Genomic DNA, 25,774 nt, shown 5'->3' on the forward strand with positions numbered 1-25,774 from the left:
AGAGAGCTGATCTGTTACTCGAACCAGGCACTAGCCAACAAGCGAATGCCCTCCTGAATATCGTCGGGGGTCAGCGCTCCGTACCCTAGCAAAACCGTCGGATGCTCCCTTGTATCATGCAGCCAGTATCGGGCAGTTCCGTAGACTTTTACACCCTTTTGATAGGCACACTCCATGAGTTCCGCTTCCGTACGCTGACTTTTTACGGTCAAAAATACATGCAGCCCCGTATCCTTCCCTTCTATTTCCACACGTCCGTCCATGTAACGAGCGACCGCCTGAAGAAACACCTCTCGCTTTTCCACATAGTCTTTTCGCATGTGCTGCAAGTGTCTATGCCAATAGCCATCGGACAAATACGCCGCTAGCGTCAACTGGTCCAAGCGGGAAACAGGCTGATCGTATTCAGGCATACGCTGGTGAAAACGCGATAACAGCTCGTAAGGAAGGACGACGTAGCTGACGTTTACGAGCGGCAGCAATGCTTTGGAGAGCCGCCCAATGTAAACAACCTTTTGGGGAGACAGACTCTGAATCGAAGGGATGTAGCTCTCTTGATATTTGAACTCCCATTCGTAGTCATCCTCCACCAAATAAGCATGCGATAAGGATTGTGCCCACAGGGTCAATTGGTTTCTTTTCTCCAAAGACATCGTCATTTTGTTGATGAATTGCTGCGAAGGACTCACGTACATGATGCTAGCCCCGCTTCTCTTCAGCTCTTCGATGGATACACCGTCTGCCTCCAAGGAAATGCCGTGTACGCGGTAGCCACCGTTGAGAAACGTATTTCTCGCACCATCATAGCCCGGATTTTCTACGCCAGTCACATGCTTCTCTCTGTCCAAAAGCTGGACGACAATCGACACCAACTGTTGCGGGGTGGCTCCAATAATGATCTGCTCCGGGGTGGCGAGGACTCCTCTCGTTTCATGTAGCAATTTCGAGAGTTCCTTTCGCAAGACGTATTCGCCTTGAGCCAGCCCCTCCACCATATACGTGCGCTGATGGTTGGAAATGAGCTTGTTGCGTAGCTTATTCCACGGATGAAAAGGGAATGCCCCCAGCTCGATGTTGCCGTAGCGAAAGTCATAGCGAATCGGCGGTATACGAGAGTCTTCTCGTTCCGCTGCATGCTGCCCGGAAGGAGGTCCTGCTTTGTACGTCACCTGGTACCCTTTTTTCGGAATGCTGCTGATGTACCCTTCCGATACCAGTAGCTGATAGGCAACTTCCACTGTATTTTTGCTGACAGCAAGCGTTTGCGCACAGCTTCTGATCGAGGGGAGAAATTCTTCATACGCGATTTGGTTACGCAATATTTCGTCTTTGATAAAGTGATAGATTTGGATGAACAGTGGCTCTCCCTCTGTAAAACGAATGGCAGATAGCTCTCGCAACGAACAGGAACCCCCTTCCTTTTTTGTTTTAGTCTACCACATATTATCTTAAGCCTGAGTGAACAAAAGGTCAGCTATCTGCCAGAAGGCTTTGTCCCTTGGCCCTACCGAACTGAAAGTAGTAGAAGACGATAAGACACACGTGCATCAGGGCCATCATCAAATAAATATTGCTGTAAATGAAGCCGCTCGTATACGGATTCACCGGATTCCAATTGGTTGTCGCGCCCAGATCGATAACCTTGCTGTATACCGCAGATGCGATCCCCATGGAAATGAAGCTCAGCATCGAAAAAATCCCCATGCCTACTCCCGCCTGCTCCTTCGTCAACGTCCTCGAGATCGAGTTCGCCATCGAGATTTGCATAAAAGACTGCCCCACATTGCCTAGGATCAAGAAGAGCGCAATGCCTATAACCGATGCACTTGTGAAAGTCGACAGCAAGCCAAAGCAGCCAATCAGTAAACTAGACGCAACGAAATACAGAAAAACATTCCCCCGCCTGTCCGCGAGCTTTCCTCCCACGCGACCAAGCAATGCCGAAGCGATAGCCGCTGGAACCATCACAAAGCCGATCCAGCTCGTCGATAGCTGCTGCACCTGAGCCAAGAGCAGCGGACTGAGATAATAAAGCGATATCCCCATTCCACTTATAAGAAATGCCATTAGAATCCCGATTGTATACTGCTTGTTGGCAAAAACCTTCGGCTGTACAAACGGATCAGCTACCGAACGAATTCGTACGACGAATAGGAGCAAAGTAACCAAACTCGCCAATGCAAACCACCACGATCCATTCGTTACTCCCAAGAGCAATGACGTCACGCTGATCGCTAGTAGGGAACCGCCCACCCAATCAAACTTCCCACCAGACGCGATCTCCTCATCCTCCAGATATTTGCGGTAGAACGGCAGCGTAAGCAAGATCAGGAGCGGTATGGAAAACAGCCAGCGCCAATGGGCAAAGCTGACGATTAACGCCGCGATTACAGGACCGAGTGCACCGCCAAGAGCCAATCCTACTGCCGTTCTTCCTAAAACAGAACCCCTGCGCTCAGGCGGGAAGTACCGCAAAGGAATGAGCATCGCAGTAGCCGGAATGACAGCCGCCCCTACTGCCTGCAAGCATCTTCCGAAGAGGGCCATCGCAAAGGAATCGGAGACCAAACCAAAAAACGAACCAGCCGTAAACACCAAGAGTCCAAACGTCAACAAATTCTTGAGCTTGTATCGATCCGCCAGTTTGCCATACGTCACGGTTCCGATCGCGTATAACAATCCATATGCGGTCGATAGCCAGCTCACCTGCGCAATGCTCAAACCAAACTCCTTGCTAATTTCGGGGAGTGCAATGTTAAACACCAAAGCACTCATGGAGGATATGACTAAGGTAAACATCAATATCCGGATTAATATGTCCCTGTTTTGCTGCGCTTTTGTCGCTTCCATGCCGCATCTTCCCCTTCACTTTGTTATGCACGTATTGTCTGTCAGTACTGACTGACATTCGAGTGGTAAAAAACTAGGGAGTCAAACCCCTAGCGAAAACCTCTACACTCTCTTCGATAAATACCTCCAGAGATACCCCTGAAAAATTGCTAGTGCCATCCAGATCGTTCAAAAACGCTCCGAAATTCATGACCATGAAGGCAGTCGCCTGTGCCTCCGGATTCGTTTGGATCATCTTGCCCTTTTTGCCCATCTCTTTGAAGTAATCCGTAAACAGTATCATCAACTGTCGCGGGTGCTTTTGGGTCCGCTCGCGGAATCCGGGCAAATGGGCCTCATCCTTAATGCTAATCAAAATCATCTTCCGATTGCGGTTCATCATTTCGTGATACGTTCGGCTGATTAAAAGCAAATCCTCGCGCAAATCCCACACAAGCTTCTCCGCAAAAAGCTTTGTCAGTCCTTCCGTGTAATGATAACGGTCAAAGGCGCTTTCGAGCAAATTCCGCTTGCTGCCGAAGTGACGAAACAACGTCTTCTCGCTCAATCCTGCCGCAGTGGCAATTTCTTGCGTGGTTACGCCGTTGTAGCCTTTTTCCGCGATGAGATCGATTGCGGCTATCATCAGTTTTTCGCTGCTTGTAAGACTTTTGCTGCTGCTCATTGCTATCCTCATTCCCGGAACTGATTGTCAGTACTGACTGACATTTATCTTAAATCGACTGTCAAAAAGTGTCAAGGGACTTCCCGTAAAAAAGGGCTCTCCTCCGACTCATGCAGTCGAAAGGAAAGCCCCTCGCTCTTTTACCCGATTAAAACGCTCTTGAATATTGCTGCGGTGGCTGCAGTTCATCCGCCGACAGCTCACGAATCGCATGCAGTGCCCAATAAGGGTCACGCAGCATGCCGCGGCCGACTGCTACCAAATCCGTATCGCCATTGCCAATCGATGCTTCCGCCACTTTTGGATCATCGAGGTTGCCGACTGCAATGACCGGGACATCCAGTGCCTGCTTAATTGCGCGTGCCAATGGTACTTGATAGCCAGGATGAACACCTGGACGGCCTGCTGAACCAATCGGTCCTTCCCCGCCGCTGGATATATGGAAAATATCGACGCCTGCTTCCTTGTAACGGCGGCACAGCTCCGTGCTGTAATCCAGCCCATATCCACCATCCACGTACTCTACGGCAGAGACGCGCATGATCAGCGGCATGTCAGCTGGAATGACCTCTTTGATCGCCTGAATAATTTCCACGCCAAACAGCGCTTTATCACGCCCGTACTCATCATCACGCTGATTCGTCAAAGGGGAGTGGAACTGGTGAACCAAGTATCCGTGCGCACCGTGGATTTCAATGGTGTCAAACCCGGCTTCCACCGCACGTCTCGCTGAGTCCTGGAACTTGACGACCATTTGCTTAACCTCTTCTGTCGTCAACGCCCGTGGCGTTTTGTAGCGCGCCCCTGGGAAAGCAATCGCGGACGACGATACAGGTACTTCTGCGTCTTCCGCTTTGCGGCCAGCATGAGCAATCTGTATGCCAATTTTGGCCCCATATTTATGAGCCTCGGAGACAATTCGTGTATACGCCGGAATCTGTTCGTCAGACCATAAGCCCAAATCGCCGTTGGAAATTCTGCCATCAGGCTCGACATCGGTCATTTCCACGATGAGCAGACCTGTTCCGCCTACTGCACGAGAAACGTAATGAACAAAATGCCAGTCCGTTGGTGTTCCATCTTGTGCATCCACAGAGTACTGGCACATCGGCGGCATGACAATCCGATTTTTCAAGGTAAGTCCTTTAAACTGAAACGGGGTAGACAACAACGCCATTTGCTCCACTCCTTACTTTTTTTTATTATCATGCCAAAAGTAAGCACCATCTGCAATCCCAAGTTGCACTTTGTGAAAGGACTTTGTCCCGCTGTAGTGCTGGGGAGGAAACAGGAGAAAACGCTCAGCTTCTTGTCCCACCCGCTGAGGGATTCACTGCCCGCCTCCATGCAAAAAGCGAAACCGCGTCCAAAGTAGTTCTTTCAGGATGTTTTTCAGAGGTGGACGCTTAAGAGCGTGTTTCGCTTTTTGCATTCCGTCTCGGTCGGTGTACCAAAGATCTTCGCTTTTTTCTCCTGTTTCCTCTTCGAGCTTTCCGTGTTATTACGATTTTAAAAGACTTAAAAGAATGAAGAATGTCTTTAGTTACGACAGAGAAGAATATTTCCAGACGTAGCGACTTGTGGAGTCCTACCGAGCGGAGAAGCGATTAGCGGGCAAAAGAAACGCAACGTGCCCATACTACGAAGCGGCTACCACTTTTGCGTTTCCCCACTAATCGCTTCGGAGCGGACAGTCTCAGCCCCCAGCAGGACGGAGCCTGGTGCCTAGACTGGAAATATTCTTCTCCCCACCGCAGCCACATTTATAAACACGAAAAAAAGCTACCCGCATAACGGATAGCTTTCATGATAAACGTCTCGATTATTCTGGCATCGTGCCAATGTAATTGGATTGAGGGCGAATAATGCGGTTTTTTCCTGCCTGCTCCAGGATGTGCGCACTCCAACCGACCACACGGCTCACGGCAAATGTCGGTGTAAACAAATTGTCGTCCAAGCCAACCGCCCGCATAACAGCTGCGGCAAAAAACTCTACGTTTGTATTCAGCTTGCGGCCTGGTTTGTACTCTTCCAGCAGCTGCAAGCCTACTTTTTCTACATGTGTCGCCAGATCGAACCACGGATCGTTGGACGACAGCTCGGATGCAACAACGCGCAGAGCAGTTGCACGCGGATCAATCGTTTTATAGATGCGGTGCCCGAAGCCCATCAAACGTCCGCCGCTCTCCAGTTTGTTGCGCAGCCACGGCTCTGCATTTTCCTTCGTCCCGATAGCCTCGATCATCTCCGTCACTTCTGATGGTGCTCCGCCGTGCAAAGGACCTTTCAGAGTTCCGATTGCCGCCGTAATGGAAGAAATCAGATCGGATTCGGTCGAGCTAACGACTCGACCGGAGAATGTGGATGCATTCATGCCATGCTCCTGCGTCAAAATCAGGTACGCATCCAGTGCGCGAACATGTGCCGCTTTCGGCTTTTCGCCCTTGAGCATATACAGATAGTTCGCTGTATGATCCAGCTCCGGATTCGGTGCCAACGGCTCGCGGCCCTCCAGACAAGCGAAGCGATACGCAACGATTGTCGGCATCTTGGCAGCCAGCGAAATCACTTCATCAATCGTCGGCGGGAAGCCGTGCGAGGAACTGCCCAGCGCCGAAACACCTGTACGCAGTACACTCATCATATCTACATCTGCCGGGATCAGCTTTAGGATTCCCTTTACGTGCTCCGGCAGCTCACGGTTTGCTTTGAACTTATCTTTTAAATCAGTCAACTCCTGCTCGCTAGGTAAATGTCCGAACCAGAGCAGGTGTGCCACTTCCTCAAATGTGTGGTGAATAGCCAAATCACGCGCCCAATGACCGCGATACACCAGCAGTCCATTAATCCCATCCACCAAACTAAGGTCTGTTTCTGCTACGGCGATACCATCCAAGCCGATAGCCAAAGGATGTTGTTTTGTCATCATCACCACTCCATTTTCATCTCTTTTCCCTCCAGTATATCGATTCATAATCACGAAGGGAAATAGAAGAAAAACGGGGTATTGATCGCGTTTTATAATCAATTAACAGGAGCTGGAACCGTCTTCTTTTTACGTCCGTATGTCAGGAAACGCCACAGCTTTTCCATCGGCCCTCGATTAAAACGCTTCAGCCACAGCCAGCTTACGAGTAATTGAAACGCATAGATCGGCAACGCGAGCAAAAACCAAGAAGAGAGCGGCATTGCTGTAATACCGAACAAAGGAATCAGAATGGTCATGATGACTGTCTGACCCAAATAAGTCGTTAACCCCATTTGACCCGTGTAAGCAAACGGCTGGAGAATTTTCCTTGCCGGCTCACGATCAAGTAACAGAAACAAGCTGGCGATAAAGCACAGCGCCATAGGCAGCGTACTCAGATCAACCAATATTTTATTCACCTGTTCAAGTTTTGGACCAAAGACAACGCCGCTCGCCCACACAATCCCTGCTGCGATCGGAAGACTGATTGCGAGAGTAGTCGCAGCGATTCGTTTCAACAACGGCTTATGCTCGCGAATTTGAGCAATCAAACCACGTTTTCCCGCATACAAACCAAACAGGAACATCACGAAGATCGGTATCAGTGTCGTCTGAAGTGATGCTACAAACGAATAGACCTCTTGACCATTGAGCTTCTGTACGAGTGCCGCGCCTTGAGTGAGCATGTACACGCCTCCCAGACTGGCTGCCCATGCTAGAATCGTAGAAGACTTTCTTCGATAAAATGGCATCAGTAAAAAGCCGAGGAGTGCGTACACCGTCAAAATATCTCCAAACCACAAAATGACGTGAATCACACCAATGAAAAACATCGCGAACAACCGTCTGCTGAAGAGACGAAATACTTTTTGTCCACGCTGTTCAGCCCGTGACATAAAAATGTAAAAACCTAAGCCAAACAGAAACGAAAAGATCCCGAAAAATTTCGTTTGAATGAATAAATCATAGCTTAAGCGAATCCATGCATCGATCCCTGCTTCTATTGGCATACGAACGTCTTCCGAATACATGATGAAGCCCGGCAAGTTCACCAGCAAAATACCGAACAATGCCAATCCCCTTACAATATCAATAGAATAAATCCGATCCTTCTGTGCGATTGGTTCAGCCTGCATATTCGTCATTCCCTCCTGCTGTCTCTAAGCAGGGTTCAGTGTAGCATACATATGCTCATCAAAACTATCGATTCACCTTACCTCTACCTTACAGGCTTGTTAGCTTCTATGTCCGTCCCCCTGACAGAACAAGCGGCATCGGTGGATACAAGGAATGTAAGATTTCCATAAAATGCTGCGCTGGCTCGCTAATCCCTGCTTTGGGTACCAGCAAATAAGAAGCGACCTTCGGCAAAACAAGTCCAGGTGTGGGCAGTTCAATAAAGCGGTTTTCAAACAAATCCCGATCGACAGCCGTCCGAGGCAAAAAGGAAACGCCTAATCCATCCTCGATGAATCGCTTTGTAATGTCTACCTGCGAAACAGCCATCGTACGCAAGGAAAGCCCCCTCTGACGCAAAAGCAACAGCACCTCATCCCAGTAACCCGGGTGATTGTGGGTCAACAAACGGTTCGCTTGCACCTCTTGCTCCCAATCAGGCAAGGGCGCCTCCATATCTCCGCCACTGTGAGGGACTGCAAAAACGACAGGATCTTCGTACAAAAGATAAGTAGACAACTGGAATTCTCCCGGCACCATCCGGGTTAAGCCCAGATCAGCTTGTCCATTTTGAACCAGCGGGCCAATTTCCACGGAGTCGACAATTTTAATCGAGATATCTACATCGGGATAGAGCTTGGTGTAACGGTGCAGCAAATGGGAAAAACGAGCACGGGCAATAATCGGTGAAACAGCCAGTTGCAGCTTTTCACGATAGCCCTGTCTCCAAGCCTGCAAATCCTCCATACTGTTATGCCATTGTTGGAGGAGTCCTTTTGCATGTGGCAAGTAGCGTTTGCCCGCAGCCGTTAACCGAACGCGTTTGCCAACCCGTTCAAACAGCTTGATCCCCAATTCCTTTTCCAATTGTCGTATATGTTGGCTGACAGTAGGCTGCGCAATGAACAATGCTTCTGCTGTCTGGTGAAAATTTTCTGTCGTAGCCGCCACCATAAACGTTTGCAGCACGCGAAAATCCACGTGATCTCCCCCCTGCTGTCGCTTTTTCTTTGTTCTATATGCATACAAAAGAAGGAAGAATGCAACCATTTGGGTCTTTCTTCCTCTTTTTTGAAGAATTTTACTGGAAATCGTTCCCCTTCATCCCCCTTATGGTACAATACAAAATCGAGTGCGCAAAATCATTACGCACATTGGACTCACCAAAGAGAGAGCAAAAGGGGAGAGAAAAGATGGAAACCGCAACAAACGTGAACCCACCGCGCAAAAGCAGTAAAAAAGTATGGCTGATCGCAGGGGCAGCGGCTGTCGTTGTGCTGGGTGGATTAGGAACCGCCTATGCCAAGTTCGATTTGTTTAAGAGCGCAAAAACGATTTACCTGCAAGCGGAAGCGGAGAGCATGATGAAGTTTTCAAGCGACGCATCCAAAGCTTACGGGGAATACCAAGACTACATGAAGCCATACCTGGAAAAACCAGTTCACTCCACCACTGAGTTGAGTGAAATTGCCCTAGATGCAACGATCCCAGACCCGCAAGCACAAAAAATTCTCGACATGCTGGGCAAAGCGAAGCTCGTAATGCAAAGCAACATCGATGAACAGAAAAATCAGCAATCCGGGAACCTGGAAGTTCACCTACAAGATAAAAAGCTGGCTACTCTTGAATACTTCATGAATGATTCCGTGATGGGCTTCAAACTGCCAGAGTTTTACTCTAAATACGCTTATATGGACCTAAAAGATCGCGATGCACTTAAGGAAAAGCTGGGCGGCGAGGAACTGCCGAAGCGCTTCGTAAGCTATAGCGATTTACATGAAGCGATCAATTTTAACCAAGATGAACTCAAAACGGTCATGACTCCATATGCCTTGCTGTATGCTGACAGCATCAAAGATAGCCAGGTAAGCATCAAGAAAGACGTATCCTTCTCCGAAGAAGGACTCAAGGCAGATGCACGTGAGATCACGATTACTTTTAACGACGCTGAAGGCGCGGCTCTGACGAAGCAAATTGCAGAGAAGGCAAAAGCAGACCAAAAGCTGTTTGACCTGATCTACAGCCGCTACCACAATGTGGCTACACTGATGCTCGATAGCGGCTACAAAGTAGAAGAAATCAGCAAAGAAGAATTCAAGAAAAACTACGAGCAAGCCTTCGATGACATCATCAAGGATACAGAAGATACAGACGCCAAATCAACTGATCAATTGAGAATGGTCGTGCTCGTGGATAGCGATCATCAAATCTTGTCCCGCAAGCTCTTGTTCGATGAGAAAGAGCAAAAAGATCAGCTGGTCTACAGCAGTGTTTCCTACGATAAAGGTGCAGAATCGTACTACCGTTACTCCCTGCACAACCTGTCTGATCAGAAAAATGGCGAAATGTCCTTCACGTACAGAGCGACAGAAGAAAAAGACAAGACAAAGGGCAAGTTCAGCATCCTGGCGAAAGAGACTGACCAGCCAGTTCTGGACCTCGCGACTACTTTTGAGACAACCAAGCAAGACAAGACAAAAACCGGAAAGTATGACTTTGCACTCGTAGTGGCAGACGAATATTCCTCCAACCCTGTTGCTCTGACCGGTAATGTTACCGTGAATGAGACGAAGACGGACAATGGTGTAGATTCTGACGGCACCGTAAAAGTGAACTTCTCGAACCCTACTCCAGATATGCCAAAAGGCTTTAGCTTCAAGCTGAAGTCCAAAGCAGAATTCGGCAAAGCACTGGAAATTCCAGCTATGACTGCTGACAACTCCATCAATTTCGCTACTGTGACTGACCAACAAATGATGGAAGCGCAACAAGAAGTCATGCAAAACGCAGATAAGTTCATGACTGAAAACGCTGAGCTCGTGCAACAGTTCATGATGCCTTAATTGTTTCGTGATAAGAAGAATCCGCTCATAATCGTTACTAGCAAGCTGACATCGGTCCTAAACCGGTGTCAGCTTTTTTGTTCTAATGAAAAAGGACCTCCTGTAGGGAGATCCTTTTTCAATGTCCATTCTTCTTACTGATAACCTTTGATCACGATATACACAATCGCTACATAAAACACGATTCGATCCACAGTCCGATACATCGACTTGGACACCCGAATGCCGAGCCATCCCATTCGCAACGGCCACAATAACTGAATGCGTCCCACCAGCATATCGCTGATTAGATGGGACAATATCCCCCAAAGCGCTGCCATTGCAGCCGGAGAATCACCGAATAGCAGAAATGGAAGGAACAATATTACCCATGAGTGTGTCACTGTACGATGACCGAATCCTTTTTGCAGCATTTTGGATACAGGTCCCATCAAGTTTCCGAGCTTGCTATTTGCTTGATCGATATCAGGTACAAGTGCCATTGTCGCGCCAATGACGCTGCCCTTCCATGAAGGATAGGAGCAGTAGCCTGCGATGGCACCAAGTGCCATATGTGTTTTCCAATTCATTCGCCTTTCACACCGTCTTTCTAGGATAGTCTAATGAGCTTATGTACGGTTGGTGGAATGGCAAACCAATACCATCATACATACGGATGCTACGTCTCCAACAAGGACATAAAGCTCTCCGGATCGAGTCCATCTCCTTCGATCACGATTGCCGTCATTCCGGTTTCACTGCCTGATTCGTGCCCTTCTCCTGTGATCCAGAATGCCGCCTGACCACTCTGGATCGAGATGCGCTCTGTACCTTCGCCACGTACCCAGCCTTCACCGCTCACCACAAGAAAAAGCTGAGGGCAAGGCGCCGGATGATAACCGACAATCCCGCCTGCCTCCAAATGGATACATCCTATCGAAACGGAATCAGGTGTGCGCATGACACGAGAAATCGTCGCATGGACGGAATTATAGCGATCAATCGTTTTGCCTACTTGCTGATCAAATCGGAATCGTTTCATACTTGCCCCTCCGCCTTTTGACGTGTAAGCCCTATCATAGCGCAACTAGTGGTGCTATGACAGACTCATCTGCCACGATTACTGCCGAAACAAAATATTTCCCAGTCTGATTCCTTCGTACCGTGACGTTTAGAATCCGCCCTTCTACCTCTCGGGATTTTGCGAATCTCACTCAGCCAAGCTTTAGCAGCGTGATTTGGTTACCGTCGATTCGGATGTTTGCATTCATATGCTTCGTCGTATAAGTCTGGACTTTATTCTTCTTGCTTTTGAAACGCGGTGCTTCCATTTGTTTTTTGAAAAATCGGGTGAATGTATCTGTGAGGTTTGGGAGGGAGGATTGAAGGACGGTGCTATCTAACCCTTTGCCCGTTTGTTTGTAGGTTTCGTTCCAGCGTGCAAGAAATCGCTTGAACACAAAGCGACTACACCCCAATGTTTTCGAGATGAGTACGGCTTGTTCCTGATTAGGGAAAACTCGAAAATGGAACGCTTTTTTACGGAGCATCGCGATTCACTTCCCCACAGGAGGAGTTTACCACAATAAGAACGTATGTTCTACAGAAATATTGAGAAATTTAACTAAAAAAGCAACAAAGCACTTACTTCCCTGGGCAGAAACACCCCTCAGAATCTTTCAATCGATTCTAAGGGGTGTTTCTTGTGGCGAAGCTTTATACCTTGAAATGACCTATCAGCTTTTCCAAATCATCCGCGAGACTCGCCAGCGATGCAGCCGAGGAGTAGATCTCCTCCATCGAAGCAAGCTGTTCTTCTGTAGCAGAAGAGACTCCCACCGAGTGAGAGACAGCCGATTGCGCTACATTGGCAATCATCTGCATCGATTGTCCGACCTTGCCTGTACTTTCCGTAAGGGTATGTGCAGCAGTCGATACTACTTGAATTTCATTCGTCACGCCCACAACAGCATCGCGAATTTGAGAGAACGCTTCTCCTGCTCTTGCGACGCCTCCCATTCCATCTGATACTTCTTGAGAGCCTTTTTCCATCGTGAGGACCGCTTCATTCGTCTCCATCTGGATCGACGCGACCAGCTGGGAAATTTCTTGTGCCGATGCAGATGCCTGCTCCGCCAGCTTTCGCACTTCATCCGCCACGACAGCAAAGCCTCTGCCATGCTCGCCCGCCCTCGCCGCTTCGATGGCGGCATTCAATGCCAATAGATTTGTCTGACCTGAAATTTGCGTAATGACTTCGACGATTTGACCGATTTGCTCGGAGCGTTTTCCCAAGCCACCTACCAGTGCAGTCAAATTCTCCATCGTTTCTCCGATCCCGTTCATCTGGGAAACCGACTGCTGGATGGTTCGATCCCCCTCTGTCGCCAGCTGTGAGGTACTGGCAGCCGCAGCAGACACGTTTTGCGCACGTGCTGCAATTTTTTCAATTCCTGCTGATATTTCTTCGACTTCCTGCTGACTCTCCTCTACGTTTTGGGATTGCCTGTCCGTTCCTTCCGTCATTTCCTGGACCGTGATGGCGATCTGTTCCGTAGCTAGGCTCGTTTGCTTGGAGCTCGCTGTCAGCTGTTCAGCCGCAGCTGCAACCTGCTGGGCATGCTCGCGAACCTGAGAAATCAACTCTCGTAAATTGGCTAGCATCCGGTTGAATGAGCCTGCCAACTGTCCAATCTCGTCTTTTGAAAAGACGGTCAACTCTTGCGTCAAATCTCCTTTTCCGTCAGCGATATCATAGAGCTGTTTGTTCACCCGATGCAGCGGTGCTACAATCGAGCGAATCAGAAGACCCCCAACCACAATCGCAACGAGAATTCCCACTACATTAAAAAACAACTGAATCATGGCTGAAATTCCTTCGCTCTCCGCCAGCTCCTGTTGATCTACTTTGATTTCATTACGCACCTCTTCAACCAATCCACTCACAACCGAATCCATTTCTTTTCTCGATTGCCGTTCCTGACCGAAATGATGAGAGATGGCTTCTTCACGCAAACCTTTATCCAGTGCCTCTACCACTTTATCGCTTGACTCCAGATAGGAATTATATAGTCTCTTTGCCTCCTCCATTTCTCCAAGATGGTGAGAAGACTCAAGAGAACTGTTCATTTTGGCAAACAGGCTGTCCACCTTTGCTGCCTTTTCCTTCAATTCCATCCGAAATTCTTCATCACCCGTTAACAAGTAGGCGCGTTCGTCATTATTTCGACCCGTCATGATAAACTGCATTTCTCGCAGATCCGTCAATAATTCTTCCTCTTCGATAATTTTTGTGTAAGATGCCTTCATTGCTAACATTTGCACGTACATATACGTACCTGAACCGAACATAACTGCCAATATGACGCCAAAAGCCAGGATGATTTTCGTTCTGATTTTCACAAGGTGAGCCTCCCGTCATCTGCTACTCTTGTTCATACCCAGCTCCTCCTTCCCTCAAACACTTTGATGTGCAAACAAAAAACCGCCAGACAACATCCTGACGGTTCAAACAGACTTTACACGAAACTACTAGATAGATACTAAACGCCGAGCTTCGCGAGCAGTTTATCCTCTGTTATATAGTTGTTTTCTTGTAACATGTTTTCAGGGGGATGGTCGAGCTCCCATGCAATCGTACGTCGCATAGACTCCTCTGCGGTAGCTTGTTCGGTATACCCCAGCTCTCGCCTGATTTTTGCTGAATCCAGCTGAATATGCTGCTTCGATTCGATCTGCGGGACCCACTCATTTGGTAACTCAGTAGAAGGCGCTGTAATCACTTTGCCACTCCAACCGTAAACGCTGCCGATTCGTTCAATCCACTCTCGCATCGACGAGCATTGCTCTTCTGCTACGTGGTAAATCTGATTTTTTGCTCGATCGTCGGTAGCCACCAGACAAATGGCATGCGCGATGTCTTCTACGTAGCCGCGTGCCCACCGCCAAGAAGCAAAGCCTTCTTCGAGCAAAATAAACGGACGCCCGTCACGCATCTGCTGAAGGTACGGATAGACGCGATGCTGGTAATCATGCGGGCCATACACCATCGGCAGGCGCAAAATCGTGCCTGGCAGACTCTGCTGACCCATCACGACTCCCTCCACGAGTACCTTGTCATAATATTCGCGATCTGGTCTGGCCCCGCGGAACGGATAGCGCTTCTCGCAAAGCGGAGACTGCTCCGTAAGCGGCTCGGTCGTAATCGGACCGGATTCGATCTTGTTCACCCGTCCGAACGCCTGATACACGTCACAGCTACTGATCGCCACGACACGACTAGCTATATCCTGAAACGTTTCTATCAGCAGGCGGGCATCTGCTTCTGTGTACGGAAACAGATCAATAACGACATCAGGTGCAAAGGAACGAAAAGTCTCCCGGTATTCACCCAGGAGGGCACGATCTCCCGTAATAGAGACGACACCTTGTGGAAGAGAGGCTGCGCCGAGGGTAAGCCCCCTATTAAATACAGCAACTTCATGACCTGCTTCTGCCAAGCGCTTCACTGCATGTGGACCGATAAAACGCGTTCCCCCCAAAAATAGGATCTTCACCCCGGCACCCCCAGCTCTACAATTTTTCGATCACTTTATCAATCAAACCGTATTCGAGCGCCTCTGCGGCGGTAAGGAAATAGTCACGGTCTGCATCTTTTTCGATTTGCTCGACTGTCTTTCCCGTACGCTCCGCGATGATCGTATACAGCATGTTGCGATGTCGCATAATACGGTCTGCTGCGATCTTGATATCGCTCGCCTGTCCTTGACTGCCTCCCCATGGCTGGTGGAGCATGACTTCTGCATTGGGCAGCGCGTACCGTTTGCCCGGCGCTCCTGCTACAAGAAGCATCGCTCCCATGGACGCTGCCATCCCCGTGCAGATCGTGGACACATCAGGCGCAATGAAACTCATCGTATCAATAATCGCCATCCCTGCGGTGACAGAGCCTCCGGGCGAATTGATATAAAGGTGAATATCTTTTTTCGGGTCCTCTGCTGCCAGGAACAGCAACTGAGCTACGACTGCATTGGCTACCTGATCATCAATGGCACTGCCGAGAAAAATGATGCGATCCTTCAACAACCGGGAGTAAATGTCATAGGACCTCTCTCCATAACTCGTTTGCTCGACTACTACCGGGATGAGATTCATGAAAAACCCTCCTTCGCTTGTTTACGCTCGACTTTTTACGCGGCCATACGCATGCTGGTTGCTTGTGGAACCGCCACTGATTTTTTGTTAAATCCAGATGAAACCTGCGTCACGACTGCCGGATTACTCGCCGGACCCACTGACCATGTCTGAACCGCTGCTTCTCTTTCGACAGCAACTCCATTTCCGTTTCGGGTTGGCATGGCAATGATCTGATCAGAATGTGGCTGGATACGATTTTCCCAAACGATTACGGGTTTGGACTTGTTTGACTCCACAGCTTGTGCCTTCATGCCTCGTCTCCTCCTTGTTTTGGATAAACCGCGAGAACCACCTGATACGTTTCTTGTCCCTTTTCTTTTGGCTGATACTTCGCCACAAGCTGATTCACCAGTTGGACGTATTCCTCTACAAAAGCACTACGCTGTTCCGCACTGGCAAGCTGAATACTCGCATTCAGTGAGGCGCTCGGAACCTCCACCTCCTGATCGGAACGCTCCAGCAAGAGCATGGCATCCCGCTTGATTCGTTCTGCTGTCTGGACCAGATGAGACAACGATCCTTGATCCTTCATTTGCTGAACGGTATCGTTGCCCCAGTTCAGTCCTTCCGAGAGCACATACGTCCGTGCAATCGCCAAATAAAGCACCTCGACGAGATTGCGCACCTGTCGACTCCCTACCCGCCTGACCAATCCGACCTTTTCCAAGGCCTTCAAGTGATAATTGACACGCTGCGGGATTTCATTGATACCACGTGCGACTTCTGCTGCTGAAGCAGGCTCTGCCAAACGGCTTAATATCTCGGCACGGAGCGGGTTCAATAGCGCCATCGCCTGTTCCGGCTTCTCGACTACATATGTTTCCAGTTGTTCGTGCGCCACAATAACACCTCATGACATTAATCATTTACGTAAAAATAGTTTATTACGTTCGTTTTTGTTTGTCAAATGATGGATAAGCCTTTTTTCGACAACGTCAAAAGCCCCGCTATGACCTGCGGAGCTTTGTTTTTCATTCATATTCGGATCGCTCATGGAAAAGAGATGATTTCACCATCCTGCGGAACATGTACGCGACCGGACATCTGTTTTTCCTGCAAGCATTCATTCAATTCCTGGCGACTGAGCAAGCAATGGTTCCACGTCTCCATGTGGGCAACGAAGATATGGCTGTTGGGCGCGGCATTTGCGACATGGACGATATCCTCCTTCGTCATCGTAATCGGGTCTCCCGTCAAGAACCGGGCCGCACCTGCGAAAACGACGATCGCATCTGGACAATATGCTGCAACAGCCTGCTCCATTTCCTCACACCAGATCGTATCCCCCGCCACATACAGCGTCAGCTCGCCAGCTTGCTTCAAGACAAAGCCAGATACTGGCCCCATCTGCTGTCCGATTTCCCCTGTTCCGTGTTGACCACCTGTCCGATGCAAGTGAACCCCTTGCCATGTATACTCCTCTTCGATGGCAATGACTTGTTCGAAGCCATGCTGCATCAGCTTATCCAGATCCGGTGGCTGGCAAAATACAGGCAAATGCTTCGGGAGAAGGCGTATGGCCGCTTCATCGAGATGATCGAAATGGGTATGCGTCACCAAGAGGGCGTCCACGCCAGCGAGTACCTCCTCCACGGATATGGGCAATTCTACTCCTGGATTCGGGCGCTGATTCGGCGTATTTGGTACTGCTGGCATTTCTCCTTTGGAGCTAAACATCGGGTCAATCAAAAATGTAAGCCCTGCATATTCCACACGCAAGGTAGCATGTCGTACAAGCTGAATCTGCATGTCATTTCTTCCTTTCCTCGTTATCGTTATAATGGATGTACATTTATTGTATAAGGTCGTGAACGGTTGCCGCGAAACGATTGCTGGCTACCGACTTTCGCCGTGAAAGGAGATACACATGCTAGACCCAATCGATCTCTCCATCCTTGCCTTGCTACGCAAAAACAGCCGATTGCAGTGGAAGGACATTGGCGAACAGGTCCATCTAAGCGGTCAAGCCGTCGGCAACCGCATTAGACGAATGGAGGAGCAAGGCATTATTCAAGGCTATACAACGCTCATTGATGAAGCCAAAATCGCCCCAGTCCTCACTGCTCTGGTTACCATGTTCATGACCACTACTGATCATTCTCTCTTCACTGGTTTTATCAAAAGTCGCAGCGAGATCGTCGAGGCGCACCGCATCAGCGGAGAAGGCTGCTATACCATGGTCGTACATGTCCCAGATCAAGAGGCTCTCAATCATTTTTTAGATGCCCTGCTTCCTTTTGGGAACTACCGTGTCAACCTATCGATTAACAAATTGAAATAATTGGAGATTTGGCAATGTATCCGTTCTCATGATTTTTCAGGGTTGCACGATATTGTGAACAAAAGTAGAATGATGAATACGAAGGGAGGAGAGTCGCCATGGAAGATATGCTATTACTGCTGTTTTCGCTGGAGGATTTCTTCGCCTTGGTCGCGCTTTTTGTAGGATGCTTCACTTCTGCTTTTTGTCTCAGACAGTGTTACCTGCAAAACCGGGCTCTACATCAGAACGTCACAGATACGTACCGACCTTCCATTAACACGTTGTTGGTTGAGACTTATCCTATGGCGGCAAGGCAACCGCAGCGCCTTCGCTTATTCAGGCGCATACAGCATACAGACGGCGAAATGGATACATATGGTTCCTTTGTTTTGGATCGCGTAGCGTAACGAATATCCAAAAGGAGGTTGATCATATGATCGCCAAATATATCGGAGAAGCTTTGTTGTTTGTTGTGGGTCTGCCTATTTTCGCTTATCAAACATTCGAAGGAATGCACGCATTGGCAGATATCTTCGCACAAATGTCCGATTTCACCAATTTCAAATAAGCTTGACGCATATAAAAGCCTGACCGCTTCTTTTGACGGTCAGGCTTTCTTTACTCTGCTTGGATGCGGTCTCCTCTTGTTGTCGGCTGTGAGATCACAAGAAACTCCACATCCTCTGCTCCCTCGTTTTTCATCTGGTGTTTGACTCCTGGAGGCACTTCTACCCCTTCCTGCCTGCCCAACACATGACGAACGCCATCCACTTCCAGCATAGCCTGTCCTGATAGCACGAAGAAAAACTGACGCGACCGCTCGTGATAATGGCGCACTTCTGCGGTATTTCCGGGCATCCGCTCATGAATGACGCTGAGCTCTTGGCCTTTGACCAGATGCCAGCCATCGCATTGATCGCCCCAATGATAATGCTCTGCATTCTCTTTGCTGATTTTCGCCATGTCTGCTCCTCCTCCGGTTTTTTGCTCTATCTTCACACGCTGAGGAGCATTTGTCACCAAGTGTTTACTTTTTCTGCCCAGTATGTTAAAATATTTGTGTATTGTAAGTGAATATTTGATTCGTTACTGGAGGAGCCTGTCATCATAGGGTTCTTTTTGTCTTTTTTAGCCGACAAAAAGAAAGCTGTGATCGCGGGCTCTTTTTTATTTCGTAAAAGGGGGAAACCACATGCTTATTTTTCAGCTAGCTGTCATTTTGATCGCCTCCAAAATCGCTGGTGACATCAGCGTGCGGCTGGGACAGCCATCCGTTTTGGGGAAACTGCTCATCGGTATCGTTTTAGGTCCTACCGTTCTCGGGCTGGTCACAGACACAGAAATCCTCAAGGAAATTAGCCAAATCGGGGTTATCCTGCTCATGTTTATCGCGGGCTTGGAGACCGATATTGATGAGTTCAAACGCACCGCCAAGTCTTCAACAAGCGTAGGTGTCGCAGGGATTGTTATACCACTTGCACTCGGTTATGGTGCCGGGATTGCGATTGGTCTCTCCAACATCGAATCGATCTTCCTTGGCCTGTTGCTCTCTGCTACCAGTGTGAGTATTTCCGTACAAACGTTGAAGGAATTGGGCAAGCTAAAATCAAGAGAAGGCGCAACAATCATGGGAGCCGCTGTCATTGATGACGTTTTGGTTATCCTGGCACTCGCTTTCTTGATGAGCTTTGCAGGCGGCGACGTAAATCTCGGCATGGTGGTATTGAAAAAGGTCGCGTTTTTTGCCATCGTCATCGTTCTTTCCTGGAAGGTTGTCCCTTGGGTTTTGAAAAAATTCGCTCCGTTGCAGGTTACAGAATCGGTCATTTCCGCAGCACTCATTATCTGTTTCCTGTTCGCTTATTTTGCTGAATATACAGGGGTTGCCGCTATTATCGGTTCCTACATCGCCGGTGTTGCCATCAGCTTGACCAATTACAAGCAAGAAGTAACGCACAAGGTCGAGACTATCAGCTATGCGGTGTTCGTGCCAGTCTTCTTCACCTCGATCGGAGTAACGGCACAGTTCTCTGGCATCTTGGAAAACCTCGGACTGATTGTTCTCCTGAGCGTCATCGCGGTTGTTTCCAAGCTCATCGGTGGTGCTTTTGGTGCAAAAATCACAGGCTTCCCGTGGAAAAACTCGATGGCCATTGGTGCTGCGATGGTATCCCGTGGGGAAGTGGCCCTCATTATCGCCGCAATTGGCCTGGAGAGCAATTTGCTCACACAAGACATGTTTGCCGTCCTGATTGTCGTCGTACTCTTAACCACCATCGTCACTCCACCAATGATGAAATGGTTCTTCTCGAAAACGGCACAGCCAGAAGAAATGGCATTGAAAAAGAACGCCTAACACAACCTAGACTGTTTCTCGCCATAGACGCGGGGGACAGTCTTTTTTATCATGGTAAAAATACCCTCTTTTCTGATAGGAGGAACACCGTCATGAAAATTGTAATCGCTCCGGACTCTTTTAAAGGTAGCCTAACTGCCAAACAAGTAGGCGAAGCCATTCGCTCAGGGATTCAACGCGTACTCCCGCAAAGTGAGCTCATCGTGAAACCGATGGCTGACGGCGGCGAAGGTACCATGCAGTGCCTGGTCGATGCCACAGATGGCAGAATACTGACCGCCACGGTAAAAAACCCGCTCGGACAGGACATTTCTGCTGAATTCGGCATTTTGGGTGACGGTGTAACCTGTGTAATCGAAATGGCTGCTGCCTCTGGTCTTTACTTAATTTCTGCCATAGATCGCAACCCGCTTGTCACGACGACCTATGGCTTTGGTCAGTTGATTACGGCCGGACTGGATCAAGGGTGCCGCAAGTTCATTCTTGGATTGGGTGGCAGTGCTACCAATGACGGAGGCGCTGGCATGCTCCAAGCTCTCGGATATGTGCTTCTCGATCAAGACGATCAGCCACTCTCTTTTGGGGGTAGTGAATTATCACGACTGAGCCGTATTGATACCAGTCAGGTAGATAAGCGGCTGGCTGACTGTCACTTCGTCATCGCGTGTGATGTTACCAATCCTTTTGTTGGACCCAATGGTGCTTCTCACGTTTTCGGCCCACAAAAAGGAGCCACACCGGAAATGGTGCTGCAATTGGATGATCATTTGCGCCATTTCGCTGACTTGATCGAAAAGACCCGCGGCATCTCCATTCACGATTTGCCTGGGACAGGTGCTGCGGGTGGTGTCGCTGGTGCCCTTCTCGCTTTTCTAAATGGTCAGTTGCGTTCCGGAATTGAGATTGTGATCGAGACGACCGGACTCGCGGAAGCCATGGACAAAGCCAATCTTGTGATCACAGGTGAGGGACAAGTCGACTTCCAGACGGCCCAAGGAAAGACGCCATGTGGAGTTGCCCAAGCCGCACAACGATACGGCATTCCCGTCATCGTCCTCGCTGGTTCCATTGGAAATGGCATCGACACCCTTTATGAAAAAGGCGTTTCTGCCGTTGTCAGCATCACCAACAAACCGATGACGCTGGATCAATCGATGCGCGAAGCTGCCTCGCTCTTGGAGCAGACAGCCGAGCAGGTTATGCGGATTGCTACGATCCCGCTCCAGCATTGAGTTAACCGTAAATGAGTGCATCGACAAGCCTTTGATAGCCGATATCGGAAAAGAAATCGAAAGTGGCTTCGGCGAAGTCATCACTCTCATCAAGATTTTGGAAAACTCCGGTACTGGTGATGCTTTGGGTGTCATCATCAAAGTAACTCCAATCGCGGACGATGCCAGATGGTTGCAGGATGGCATCACAGCATGGATTACTTCCCACGTCATTATCTCCACCATTGTCAGGCTCCTCTTCCATTCGCGCGGGCTGGACGCCATGCTCGGTACCGTGCCATTCGTGCAAATCTTGACGTTCATGGCAATCGGCAGCGATAAAAGCTTTTTCAGATTCATATATCTGGTTGAGTCTATCGGCTGTTGCACGCCAACTAAATTTCTCCAAGGCAATTTCACGAGCTTCTTGCTTCATTTTCAAATACAGGGGCTTATTCATGATCAGCGAACAGATCGCATCGGCGAAGGCTTGCGGATTTTTATATTGTTTGATCAGCAATCCAGAACGACCGTGCTGAATCACTTCTTTTATGCCCCCGTTTTTCGAGGCAACGACTGGCAATCCGGAAGACATCGCTTCGACGTTAACAAGTCCGAACGATTCATGCTTTTGCGAAGGACAAATGAACAAATCAGCTTTTCTAAAAACGCGATGGATATGACAATGGGGGATCGTACCTAGAAATTCGGCATGTATGCCAAATTTACGAGAGAGCGACTGCAATTGCCTTGCATATTTGCTTGTTGGTGATCCTCCTGCAATCATTACTTTGACAGGTTGGGCTACCTGTTTATTCACGAGCTTAACTGCTTGAAGCAATACAGGAACGCCTTTGCGTGGAATAAGCCTGCCTGCGAACAATATGGTGAAGGCACGGGGATCAGAGGTTTTTTGAATAGGGGAAAAGCGAGATGTATCAACGCCAAGCCATGCAACCCGGATTTTTCTCGACATACTAGGAAAACGAGCAGAAAGCCGACTTTCAAGCGAGGAACTGTTGGTGATAATCAAGTCTGCTTTTCGTAATCCGGCCAAGGTCTCTGCCCGGCTGGTATGGGGAAAGTTGACAAATGTCAGCGAGTGAAGATACAAGGACACAGTAGCTTTCGGAAACATCGATTTAATCTGACTGACGAACTCCGGACGGTTATCAATTTGTAAAACGTCAAATCGGCGTTTTTTCAGGATTTTTTTCACATGGGTCAAATATTTCGCAGGACTGCCGGTAGGAACGCGATATATGTGCACTCCATCGATAACAGAATACTTCGGATAACGAGAATGCGCTCTGCTGATGATCGAGACCGAGTGCCACTTACTCAATTCTTTGGCGATCGCCAGAATCGTAATTTCGACGGACCCCCCAAGAATGGGGGGGACGGGAATTTGCTCAGGGGCGATGATCACGATTTTCATACCGAACCCTCTCCTGTTTAAGAGCTAGGACTTGCAGCGAATTCTTTATTCGATAGACACACGTACATTTTATGTTTTGGTGATAAGAAGGTGTTGGGCACGGTGCCTATGGTCTTCAGACATTTTTTGAAATCACTTAGTTTCCCTATGAAGGGTATAGCGTTTTAGTCGCGGGGAGTATTTTTTCAGTTCCAATCGCTCGGGATGATTCCGCTTGTTTTTGGATGTGATATAGTTGCGATCTCCTGTTTCAGTGCATTGCAGGGTAACGTTCACGCGCATGGATGTTAGCCTCCTCTTTTTTGGTTACAATGTCGTCTCGATTACAGCATCTGCTGTCGGGAGTGGATCTGGTAGCATACTCCAGTCTGCCTCGTATTCCTCATCGTTCAGGAGACATGCATCGAGATGCTTCACGATTTGCTCCTGGTTCAGATCGATCCCGATAAAGACGAGCTCTGTTGTTCGATCTCCATGTACGGGATGCCATGTTTGCTGCCAATCCGGCTCCTCTACCAGAATGGCTTGTTGCTCTTCTGTCGATAATGCTGCTGTCCAATAACCAGCTGTTCCGATTTCGATGGATGGCCCCGCCTGACTGAGCGACATCGCCACGTCATTTCGTGTCGCCAACCAGAAAAATCCTTTAGCACGCACGACCTCCTCTGGCCAATCCTCCAACCACTTTTCAAAACGAGCTGGATGAAACGGCCTGCGACCGCGATAAACGAAGGAGGAAATTCCGTACTCGTCCGTCTCAGGTGTATGCACTTCCTTTTGCAGCTCAGCAATCCAACCCGCTGATTGACTGGCAGTCTCGAAGTCGAACAGATGGGTATTCAAAATTTCTCGCGGGTCTACCTGCCCACGAACAGCTCGGATGAAGCGAGCATTTGGCTGTAGCTTGCGCAGAACGGCTTCCAGCTGTATCAAATCGTCTGGAGCGACACGATCGCATTTGTTCAGAATCAACACATCACAGAATTCAATCTGGTCGATCAAAAGATCCGCGACCTCACGGGTATCCTCTTCGCCAACTGCCTGCCCTCTGTCCAAAAGGTTTTCCCCGGACGAAAAGTCATGCCAGAAGCGGTATGCATCCACTACGGTCACCATCGTGTCCAAACGGCACAGCGACGATAAATTGATGCCATTTTCTTCGTCTACGTATGTGAAAGTCTGGGCAACAGGAACCGGCTCGCCTACTCCCGTCGATTCAATCAGTATGTAGTCATACCGTCCTTCCAAAGCCAGACGCTCTACCTCCGCCAGCAAATCCTCTCGCAAGGTGCAGCAAATGCAGCCATTCGACAGCTCCACGACCTTTTCGTCCACGCGTGAAAGACCACTGCCCGAGAGAATAAGAGAGGCGTCTACGTTTACTTCGCTCAAGTCGTTAACGATTACGGCGACTCGTAGCCCGTCCCGATTGTTCAGGACATGGTTCAGTAGCGTCGTTTTGCCCGCTCCCAAGTACCCGCTTAAGACTGTGACAGGGATTTTATTTTCGTTCATGTTCATGCTAGGTTCTCCTTTTCAACTTTTACAAAACGTAATAATTACGATTTGTTAGCTATCATAACGCACCAAAATATCTGGAGTCAATACAAAACGTAATTATTACGATTTAAAAAACCGAAGAAAAACCCTTTCTCTTTTCGTAATAACCTTTTCACAAATAATCCCGCACCTTTTCATTCAAGATGGCATAATGCCTGCAAATTAGTATTAAAAAAATCAGCCAGATTTCACTCTGACTGATTTTCTCCACGCCTACTCCACTATTGTTTTTTCGCCTTATTCATCCCAATAGCTTCGCCATAAGCCCCAATGACTGGCTGGTACGCCTGACGATCATTTAATTTCCCCTGCTCGACGACTGGCTGCGGGCGATTTTCTTTCCACGTAAGCTGACTGTACACATGACCTGTCGCAGTCGGCATTGTGACGAGAATATCTTTTACCTGATCAGCATTGCCATCCGTGATAGCAAGCTTTGGAAGAATACCGCTGTCGCGTTTCCCTACAGAGATAAACGTCTGCTGATTATCCTTCCCTTCGCGAACCACGACGCGCAGGTTATGGGCCGTCTGATTCATCGATACGCCCATTTTATCGCCTACAAGCAAAATAAGATCCTTGATATTGTCTCCGGTCACGTCTGCATACTTCGTATCAAGGACAAAGGTACTATCGCTGTCCATACTGAAGCCACTATTGATCGTCACATCTGGTGACGGCATATTGTCCCAGTCTGCTTTTTGAACCGTTACCTGTAAAAGCTGCGGCTGTTTATTGACGATGTTCCACACACTGGTTGCCACTGCAAGCCGATCCTCCGTATTCAGCCCATGCAAGGTTTGCTTGCCCATGTAACGCAGGTTGCCTTTCGCATCCCGGAATGGTACCAGCTCCACCAGCTTTTGCGTATATCCATTGGTTTCCTTTTGCAGCTTTCCATTGGCATGATAAATTCCTTGTTTCACGTACGTAGCCTTATTGTCCGATATATCTACTGTGCTCGTCGCTTTTGTTTTTGTATTCGTTACTTTTGCCACAAAGCCATCGACAAATTGTATGGTGAATGGGATGTTTTGCTCTGGTTGTAATAAGACTACCTGCGCGTACGCTTGAGATTGAGTGCCGCTCGCTTGAACCGAGTCAGCCCCAACGCCCGAAGCCATGAGAACCGCGCCGCTGCAAAGAATTGCCGCCATCGTTTTGTGCCATGCTTTCATCCTTTTCTCCTCCTTCGTATAGATAACATCCAACTCCTATCCTACATTTTTAAACGAATTTGTTAGGTCAATTGTTGCTAGTATAATATGCC

General features: G+C 48.7%; 26 protein-coding genes and 1 pseudogene. 6 read left to right on the top strand and 21 right to left on the bottom strand.

Features of this window, described 5'->3' with window-relative positions:
* Positions 1-14 precede the first annotated feature (14 nt).
* The 7 genes from HP399_RS28840 to HP399_RS28870 all read right to left on the bottom strand — a co-directional run bounded on the left by HP399_RS28840 (position 15) and on the right by HP399_RS28870 (position 8,639).
* Positions 15-1,400 (bottom strand): MocR-like pyridoxine biosynthesis transcription factor PdxR, encoded by a 1,386-nt coding sequence (locus HP399_RS28840; RefSeq protein ID WP_173620909.1) that lies wholly within the window; start codon positions 1,398-1,400, stop codon positions 15-17.
* A 70-nt stretch (positions 1,401-1,470) separates the two neighbouring features.
* Complete coding sequence (locus HP399_RS28845; RefSeq protein ID WP_173620910.1) at positions 1,471-2,850, bottom strand: MFS transporter; 1,380 nt, start codon at positions 2,848-2,850, stop codon at positions 1,471-1,473.
* A 73-nt stretch (positions 2,851-2,923) separates the two neighbouring features.
* Entirely contained in the window at positions 2,924-3,514 is a 591-nt protein-coding gene (locus tag HP399_RS28850; protein ID WP_228088400.1) for a TetR/AcrR family transcriptional regulator, read from the bottom strand.
* A 148-nt stretch (positions 3,515-3,662) separates the two neighbouring features.
* On the bottom strand, positions 3,663-4,691 hold the full coding sequence (locus HP399_RS28855) for an NADH:flavin oxidoreductase/NADH oxidase (protein WP_173620912.1): 1,029 nt from the start codon (positions 4,689-4,691) through the stop codon (positions 3,663-3,665).
* A 645-nt stretch (positions 4,692-5,336) separates the two neighbouring features.
* Positions 5,337-6,440, bottom strand: coding sequence for a citrate synthase/methylcitrate synthase (locus HP399_RS28860; protein WP_173620972.1), 1,104 nt, complete (start codon positions 6,438-6,440; stop codon positions 5,337-5,339).
* A 98-nt stretch (positions 6,441-6,538) separates the two neighbouring features.
* On the bottom strand, positions 6,539-7,627 hold the full coding sequence (locus tag HP399_RS28865) for a DUF418 domain-containing protein (RefSeq protein WP_228088402.1): 1,089 nt from the start codon (positions 7,625-7,627) through the stop codon (positions 6,539-6,541).
* A gap of 97 nt (positions 7,628-7,724) precedes the next feature.
* Positions 7,725-8,639 carry a LysR family transcriptional regulator gene (locus tag HP399_RS28870; RefSeq protein WP_007726190.1) on the bottom strand — a complete coding sequence of 305 codons (915 nt, stop codon included), beginning with the start codon at positions 8,637-8,639 and terminating at the stop codon, positions 7,725-7,727.
* Between the two features lie 212 nt (positions 8,640-8,851).
* Here HP399_RS28870 and HP399_RS28875 point away from each other — a divergent pair, with 212 nt between their 5' ends.
* Positions 8,852-10,501, top strand: a complete 1,650-nt coding sequence (locus tag HP399_RS28875) for a DUF6583 family protein (RefSeq protein WP_173620913.1) — start codon at positions 8,852-8,854, stop codon at positions 10,499-10,501.
* 134 nt (positions 10,502-10,635) lie between these two features.
* On the opposite strand, the gene HP399_RS28880 is transcribed toward HP399_RS28875, so the two are convergent.
* From HP399_RS28880 to HP399_RS28920, 9 genes and pseudogenes are all read right to left on the bottom strand, one after another.
* Complete coding sequence (locus tag HP399_RS28880) at positions 10,636-11,070, bottom strand: metal-dependent hydrolase (RefSeq protein WP_173620914.1); 435 nt, start codon at positions 11,068-11,070, stop codon at positions 10,636-10,638.
* An 89-nt stretch (positions 11,071-11,159) separates the two neighbouring features.
* Positions 11,160-11,522 (bottom strand): cupin domain-containing protein, encoded by a 363-nt coding sequence (locus tag HP399_RS28885; RefSeq protein WP_173620915.1) that lies wholly within the window; start codon positions 11,520-11,522, stop codon positions 11,160-11,162.
* A gap of 76 nt (positions 11,523-11,598) precedes the next feature.
* Positions 11,599-12,030, bottom strand: a pseudogene (locus tag HP399_RS28890) (helix-turn-helix domain-containing protein); the annotation flags it as partial.
* Between the two features lie 166 nt (positions 12,031-12,196).
* A complete protein-coding gene (locus HP399_RS28895) occupies positions 12,197-13,882 on the bottom strand; it encodes a methyl-accepting chemotaxis protein (RefSeq protein ID WP_173620916.1) in 1,686 nt (561 codons plus the stop codon).
* Positions 13,883-14,022: 140 nt separating this feature from the next.
* The gene (locus tag HP399_RS28900) at positions 14,023-15,036 is read right to left on the bottom strand and encodes an NAD-dependent epimerase/dehydratase family protein (RefSeq protein WP_173620917.1); all 1,014 of its coding nucleotides are present in this window, start codon (positions 15,034-15,036) and stop codon (positions 14,023-14,025) included.
* 16 nt (positions 15,037-15,052) lie between these two features.
* A complete protein-coding gene (gene clpP / locus HP399_RS28905) occupies positions 15,053-15,634 on the bottom strand; it encodes an ATP-dependent Clp endopeptidase proteolytic subunit ClpP (protein ID WP_007726172.1) in 582 nt (193 codons plus the stop codon).
* A 35-nt stretch (positions 15,635-15,669) separates the two neighbouring features.
* On the bottom strand, positions 15,670-15,927 hold the full coding sequence (locus HP399_RS28910) for a hypothetical protein (RefSeq protein WP_173620918.1): 258 nt from the start codon (positions 15,925-15,927) through the stop codon (positions 15,670-15,672).
* Positions 15,924-16,517 (bottom strand): winged helix-turn-helix domain-containing protein, encoded by a 594-nt coding sequence (locus tag HP399_RS28915; protein WP_007726169.1) that lies wholly within the window; start codon positions 16,515-16,517, stop codon positions 15,924-15,926. The genes HP399_RS28910 and HP399_RS28915 overlap by 4 nt, the downstream gene beginning before the upstream one ends.
* Before the next feature lie 149 nt (positions 16,518-16,666).
* Entirely contained in the window at positions 16,667-17,425 is a 759-nt protein-coding gene (locus HP399_RS28920) for an MBL fold metallo-hydrolase (RefSeq protein WP_173620919.1), read from the bottom strand.
* 118 nt (positions 17,426-17,543) lie between these two features.
* On the opposite strand from HP399_RS28920, the gene HP399_RS28925 reads away from it, so the two are divergent.
* The 3 genes from HP399_RS28925 (at position 17,544) to HP399_RS31055 (ending at position 18,507) form a co-directional block, all read left to right on the top strand.
* The gene (locus HP399_RS28925; protein WP_173620920.1) at positions 17,544-17,957 is read left to right on the top strand and encodes an Lrp/AsnC family transcriptional regulator; all 414 of its coding nucleotides are present in this window, start codon (positions 17,544-17,546) and stop codon (positions 17,955-17,957) included.
* Between the two features lie 98 nt (positions 17,958-18,055).
* Positions 18,056-18,346, top strand: coding sequence for a hypothetical protein (locus tag HP399_RS28930; RefSeq protein WP_106652617.1), 291 nt, complete (start codon positions 18,056-18,058; stop codon positions 18,344-18,346).
* Positions 18,347-18,372: 26 nt separating this feature from the next.
* Entirely contained in the window at positions 18,373-18,507 is a 135-nt protein-coding gene (locus tag HP399_RS31055) for a hypothetical protein (protein WP_007726154.1), read from the top strand.
* A gap of 50 nt (positions 18,508-18,557) precedes the next feature.
* Here HP399_RS31055 and HP399_RS28935 read toward each other — a convergent pair whose 3' ends face one another.
* Complete coding sequence (locus tag HP399_RS28935) at positions 18,558-18,902, bottom strand: cupin domain-containing protein (protein WP_173620921.1); 345 nt, start codon at positions 18,900-18,902, stop codon at positions 18,558-18,560.
* A 229-nt stretch (positions 18,903-19,131) separates the two neighbouring features.
* On the opposite strand from HP399_RS28935, the gene HP399_RS28940 reads away from it, so the two are divergent.
* Complete coding sequence (locus HP399_RS28940) at positions 19,132-20,295, top strand: cation:proton antiporter (RefSeq protein WP_173620922.1); 1,164 nt, start codon at positions 19,132-19,134, stop codon at positions 20,293-20,295.
* Between the two features lie 92 nt (positions 20,296-20,387).
* A complete protein-coding gene (locus HP399_RS28945; RefSeq protein WP_173620923.1) occupies positions 20,388-21,527 on the top strand; it encodes a glycerate kinase in 1,140 nt (379 codons plus the stop codon).
* Position 21,528: 1 nt separating this feature from the next.
* Here HP399_RS28945 and HP399_RS28950 read toward each other — a convergent pair whose 3' ends face one another.
* The 4 genes from HP399_RS28950 to HP399_RS28965 all read right to left on the bottom strand — a co-directional run bounded on the left by HP399_RS28950 (position 21,529) and on the right by HP399_RS28965 (position 25,682).
* Positions 21,529-22,944 carry a glycosyltransferase family 4 protein gene (locus HP399_RS28950; protein ID WP_173620924.1) on the bottom strand — a complete coding sequence of 472 codons (1,416 nt, stop codon included), beginning with the start codon at positions 22,942-22,944 and terminating at the stop codon, positions 21,529-21,531.
* 132 nt (positions 22,945-23,076) lie between these two features.
* Complete coding sequence (gene rpmG / locus HP399_RS28955; RefSeq protein ID WP_007726139.1) at positions 23,077-23,226, bottom strand: 50S ribosomal protein L33; 150 nt, start codon at positions 23,224-23,226, stop codon at positions 23,077-23,079.
* Between the two features lie 24 nt (positions 23,227-23,250).
* The gene (locus HP399_RS28960; RefSeq protein ID WP_173620925.1) at positions 23,251-24,465 is read right to left on the bottom strand and encodes a GTP-binding protein; all 1,215 of its coding nucleotides are present in this window, start codon (positions 24,463-24,465) and stop codon (positions 23,251-23,253) included.
* A gap of 260 nt (positions 24,466-24,725) precedes the next feature.
* A complete protein-coding gene (locus HP399_RS28965; RefSeq protein WP_173620926.1) occupies positions 24,726-25,682 on the bottom strand; it encodes a hypothetical protein in 957 nt (318 codons plus the stop codon).
* Positions 25,683-25,774 lie beyond the last annotated feature (92 nt).

Source organism: Brevibacillus sp. DP1.3A, from assembly GCF_013284245.2.
Taxonomy (GTDB): Bacteria; Bacillota; Bacilli; order Brevibacillales; family Brevibacillaceae; genus Brevibacillus.

Excerpts from the sequence above, each read along its gene's own strand:
- HP399_RS28845 (WP_173620910.1), bottom strand. The coding sequence starts at position 2,850 with ATGGAAGCGACAAAAGCGCAGCAAAACAGGGACATATTAATCCGGATA.
- HP399_RS28850 (WP_228088400.1), bottom strand. The coding sequence starts at position 3,514 with ATGAGCAGCAGCAAAAGTCTTACAAGCAGCGAAAAACTGATGATAGCC.
- HP399_RS28855 (WP_173620912.1), bottom strand. The coding sequence starts at position 4,691 with ATGGCGTTGTTGTCTACCCCGTTTCAGTTTAAAGGACTTACCTTGAAA.
- HP399_RS28860 (WP_173620972.1), bottom strand. The coding sequence starts at position 6,440 with ATGACAAAACAACATCCTTTGGCTATCGGCTTGGATGGTATCGCCGTA.
- HP399_RS28865 (WP_228088402.1), bottom strand. The coding sequence starts at position 7,627 with ATGACGAATATGCAGGCTGAACCAATCGCACAGAAGGATCGGATTTAT.
- HP399_RS28875 (WP_173620913.1), top strand. The coding sequence starts at position 8,852 with ATGGAAACCGCAACAAACGTGAACCCACCGCGCAAAAGCAGTAAAAAA.
- HP399_RS28880 (WP_173620914.1), bottom strand. The coding sequence starts at position 11,070 with ATGAATTGGAAAACACATATGGCACTTGGTGCCATCGCAGGCTACTGC.
- HP399_RS28885 (WP_173620915.1), bottom strand. The coding sequence starts at position 11,522 with ATGAAACGATTCCGATTTGATCAGCAAGTAGGCAAAACGATTGATCGC.
- clpP (WP_007726172.1), bottom strand. The coding sequence starts at position 15,634 with ATGAATCTCATCCCGGTAGTAGTCGAGCAAACGAGTTATGGAGAGAGG.
- HP399_RS28910 (WP_173620918.1), bottom strand. The coding sequence starts at position 15,927 with ATGAAGGCACAAGCTGTGGAGTCAAACAAGTCCAAACCCGTAATCGTT.
- HP399_RS28920 (WP_173620919.1), bottom strand. The coding sequence starts at position 17,425 with ATGCAGATTCAGCTTGTACGACATGCTACCTTGCGTGTGGAATATGCA.
- HP399_RS28925 (WP_173620920.1), top strand. The coding sequence starts at position 17,544 with ATGCTAGACCCAATCGATCTCTCCATCCTTGCCTTGCTACGCAAAAAC.
- HP399_RS28930 (WP_106652617.1), top strand. The coding sequence starts at position 18,056 with ATGGAAGATATGCTATTACTGCTGTTTTCGCTGGAGGATTTCTTCGCC.
- HP399_RS31055 (WP_007726154.1), top strand. The coding sequence starts at position 18,373 with ATGATCGCCAAATATATCGGAGAAGCTTTGTTGTTTGTTGTGGGTCTG.
- HP399_RS28935 (WP_173620921.1), bottom strand. The coding sequence starts at position 18,902 with ATGGCGAAAATCAGCAAAGAGAATGCAGAGCATTATCATTGGGGCGAT.
- HP399_RS28940 (WP_173620922.1), top strand. The coding sequence starts at position 19,132 with ATGCTTATTTTTCAGCTAGCTGTCATTTTGATCGCCTCCAAAATCGCT.
- HP399_RS28945 (WP_173620923.1), top strand. The coding sequence starts at position 20,388 with ATGAAAATTGTAATCGCTCCGGACTCTTTTAAAGGTAGCCTAACTGCC.
- HP399_RS28950 (WP_173620924.1), bottom strand. The coding sequence starts at position 22,944 with ATGAAAATCGTGATCATCGCCCCTGAGCAAATTCCCGTCCCCCCCATT.
- rpmG (WP_007726139.1), bottom strand. The coding sequence starts at position 23,226 with ATGCGCGTGAACGTTACCCTGCAATGCACTGAAACAGGAGATCGCAAC.
- HP399_RS28960 (WP_173620925.1), bottom strand. The coding sequence starts at position 24,465 with ATGAACATGAACGAAAATAAAATCCCTGTCACAGTCTTAAGCGGGTAC.
- HP399_RS28965 (WP_173620926.1), bottom strand. The coding sequence starts at position 25,682 with ATGAAAGCATGGCACAAAACGATGGCGGCAATTCTTTGCAGCGGCGCG.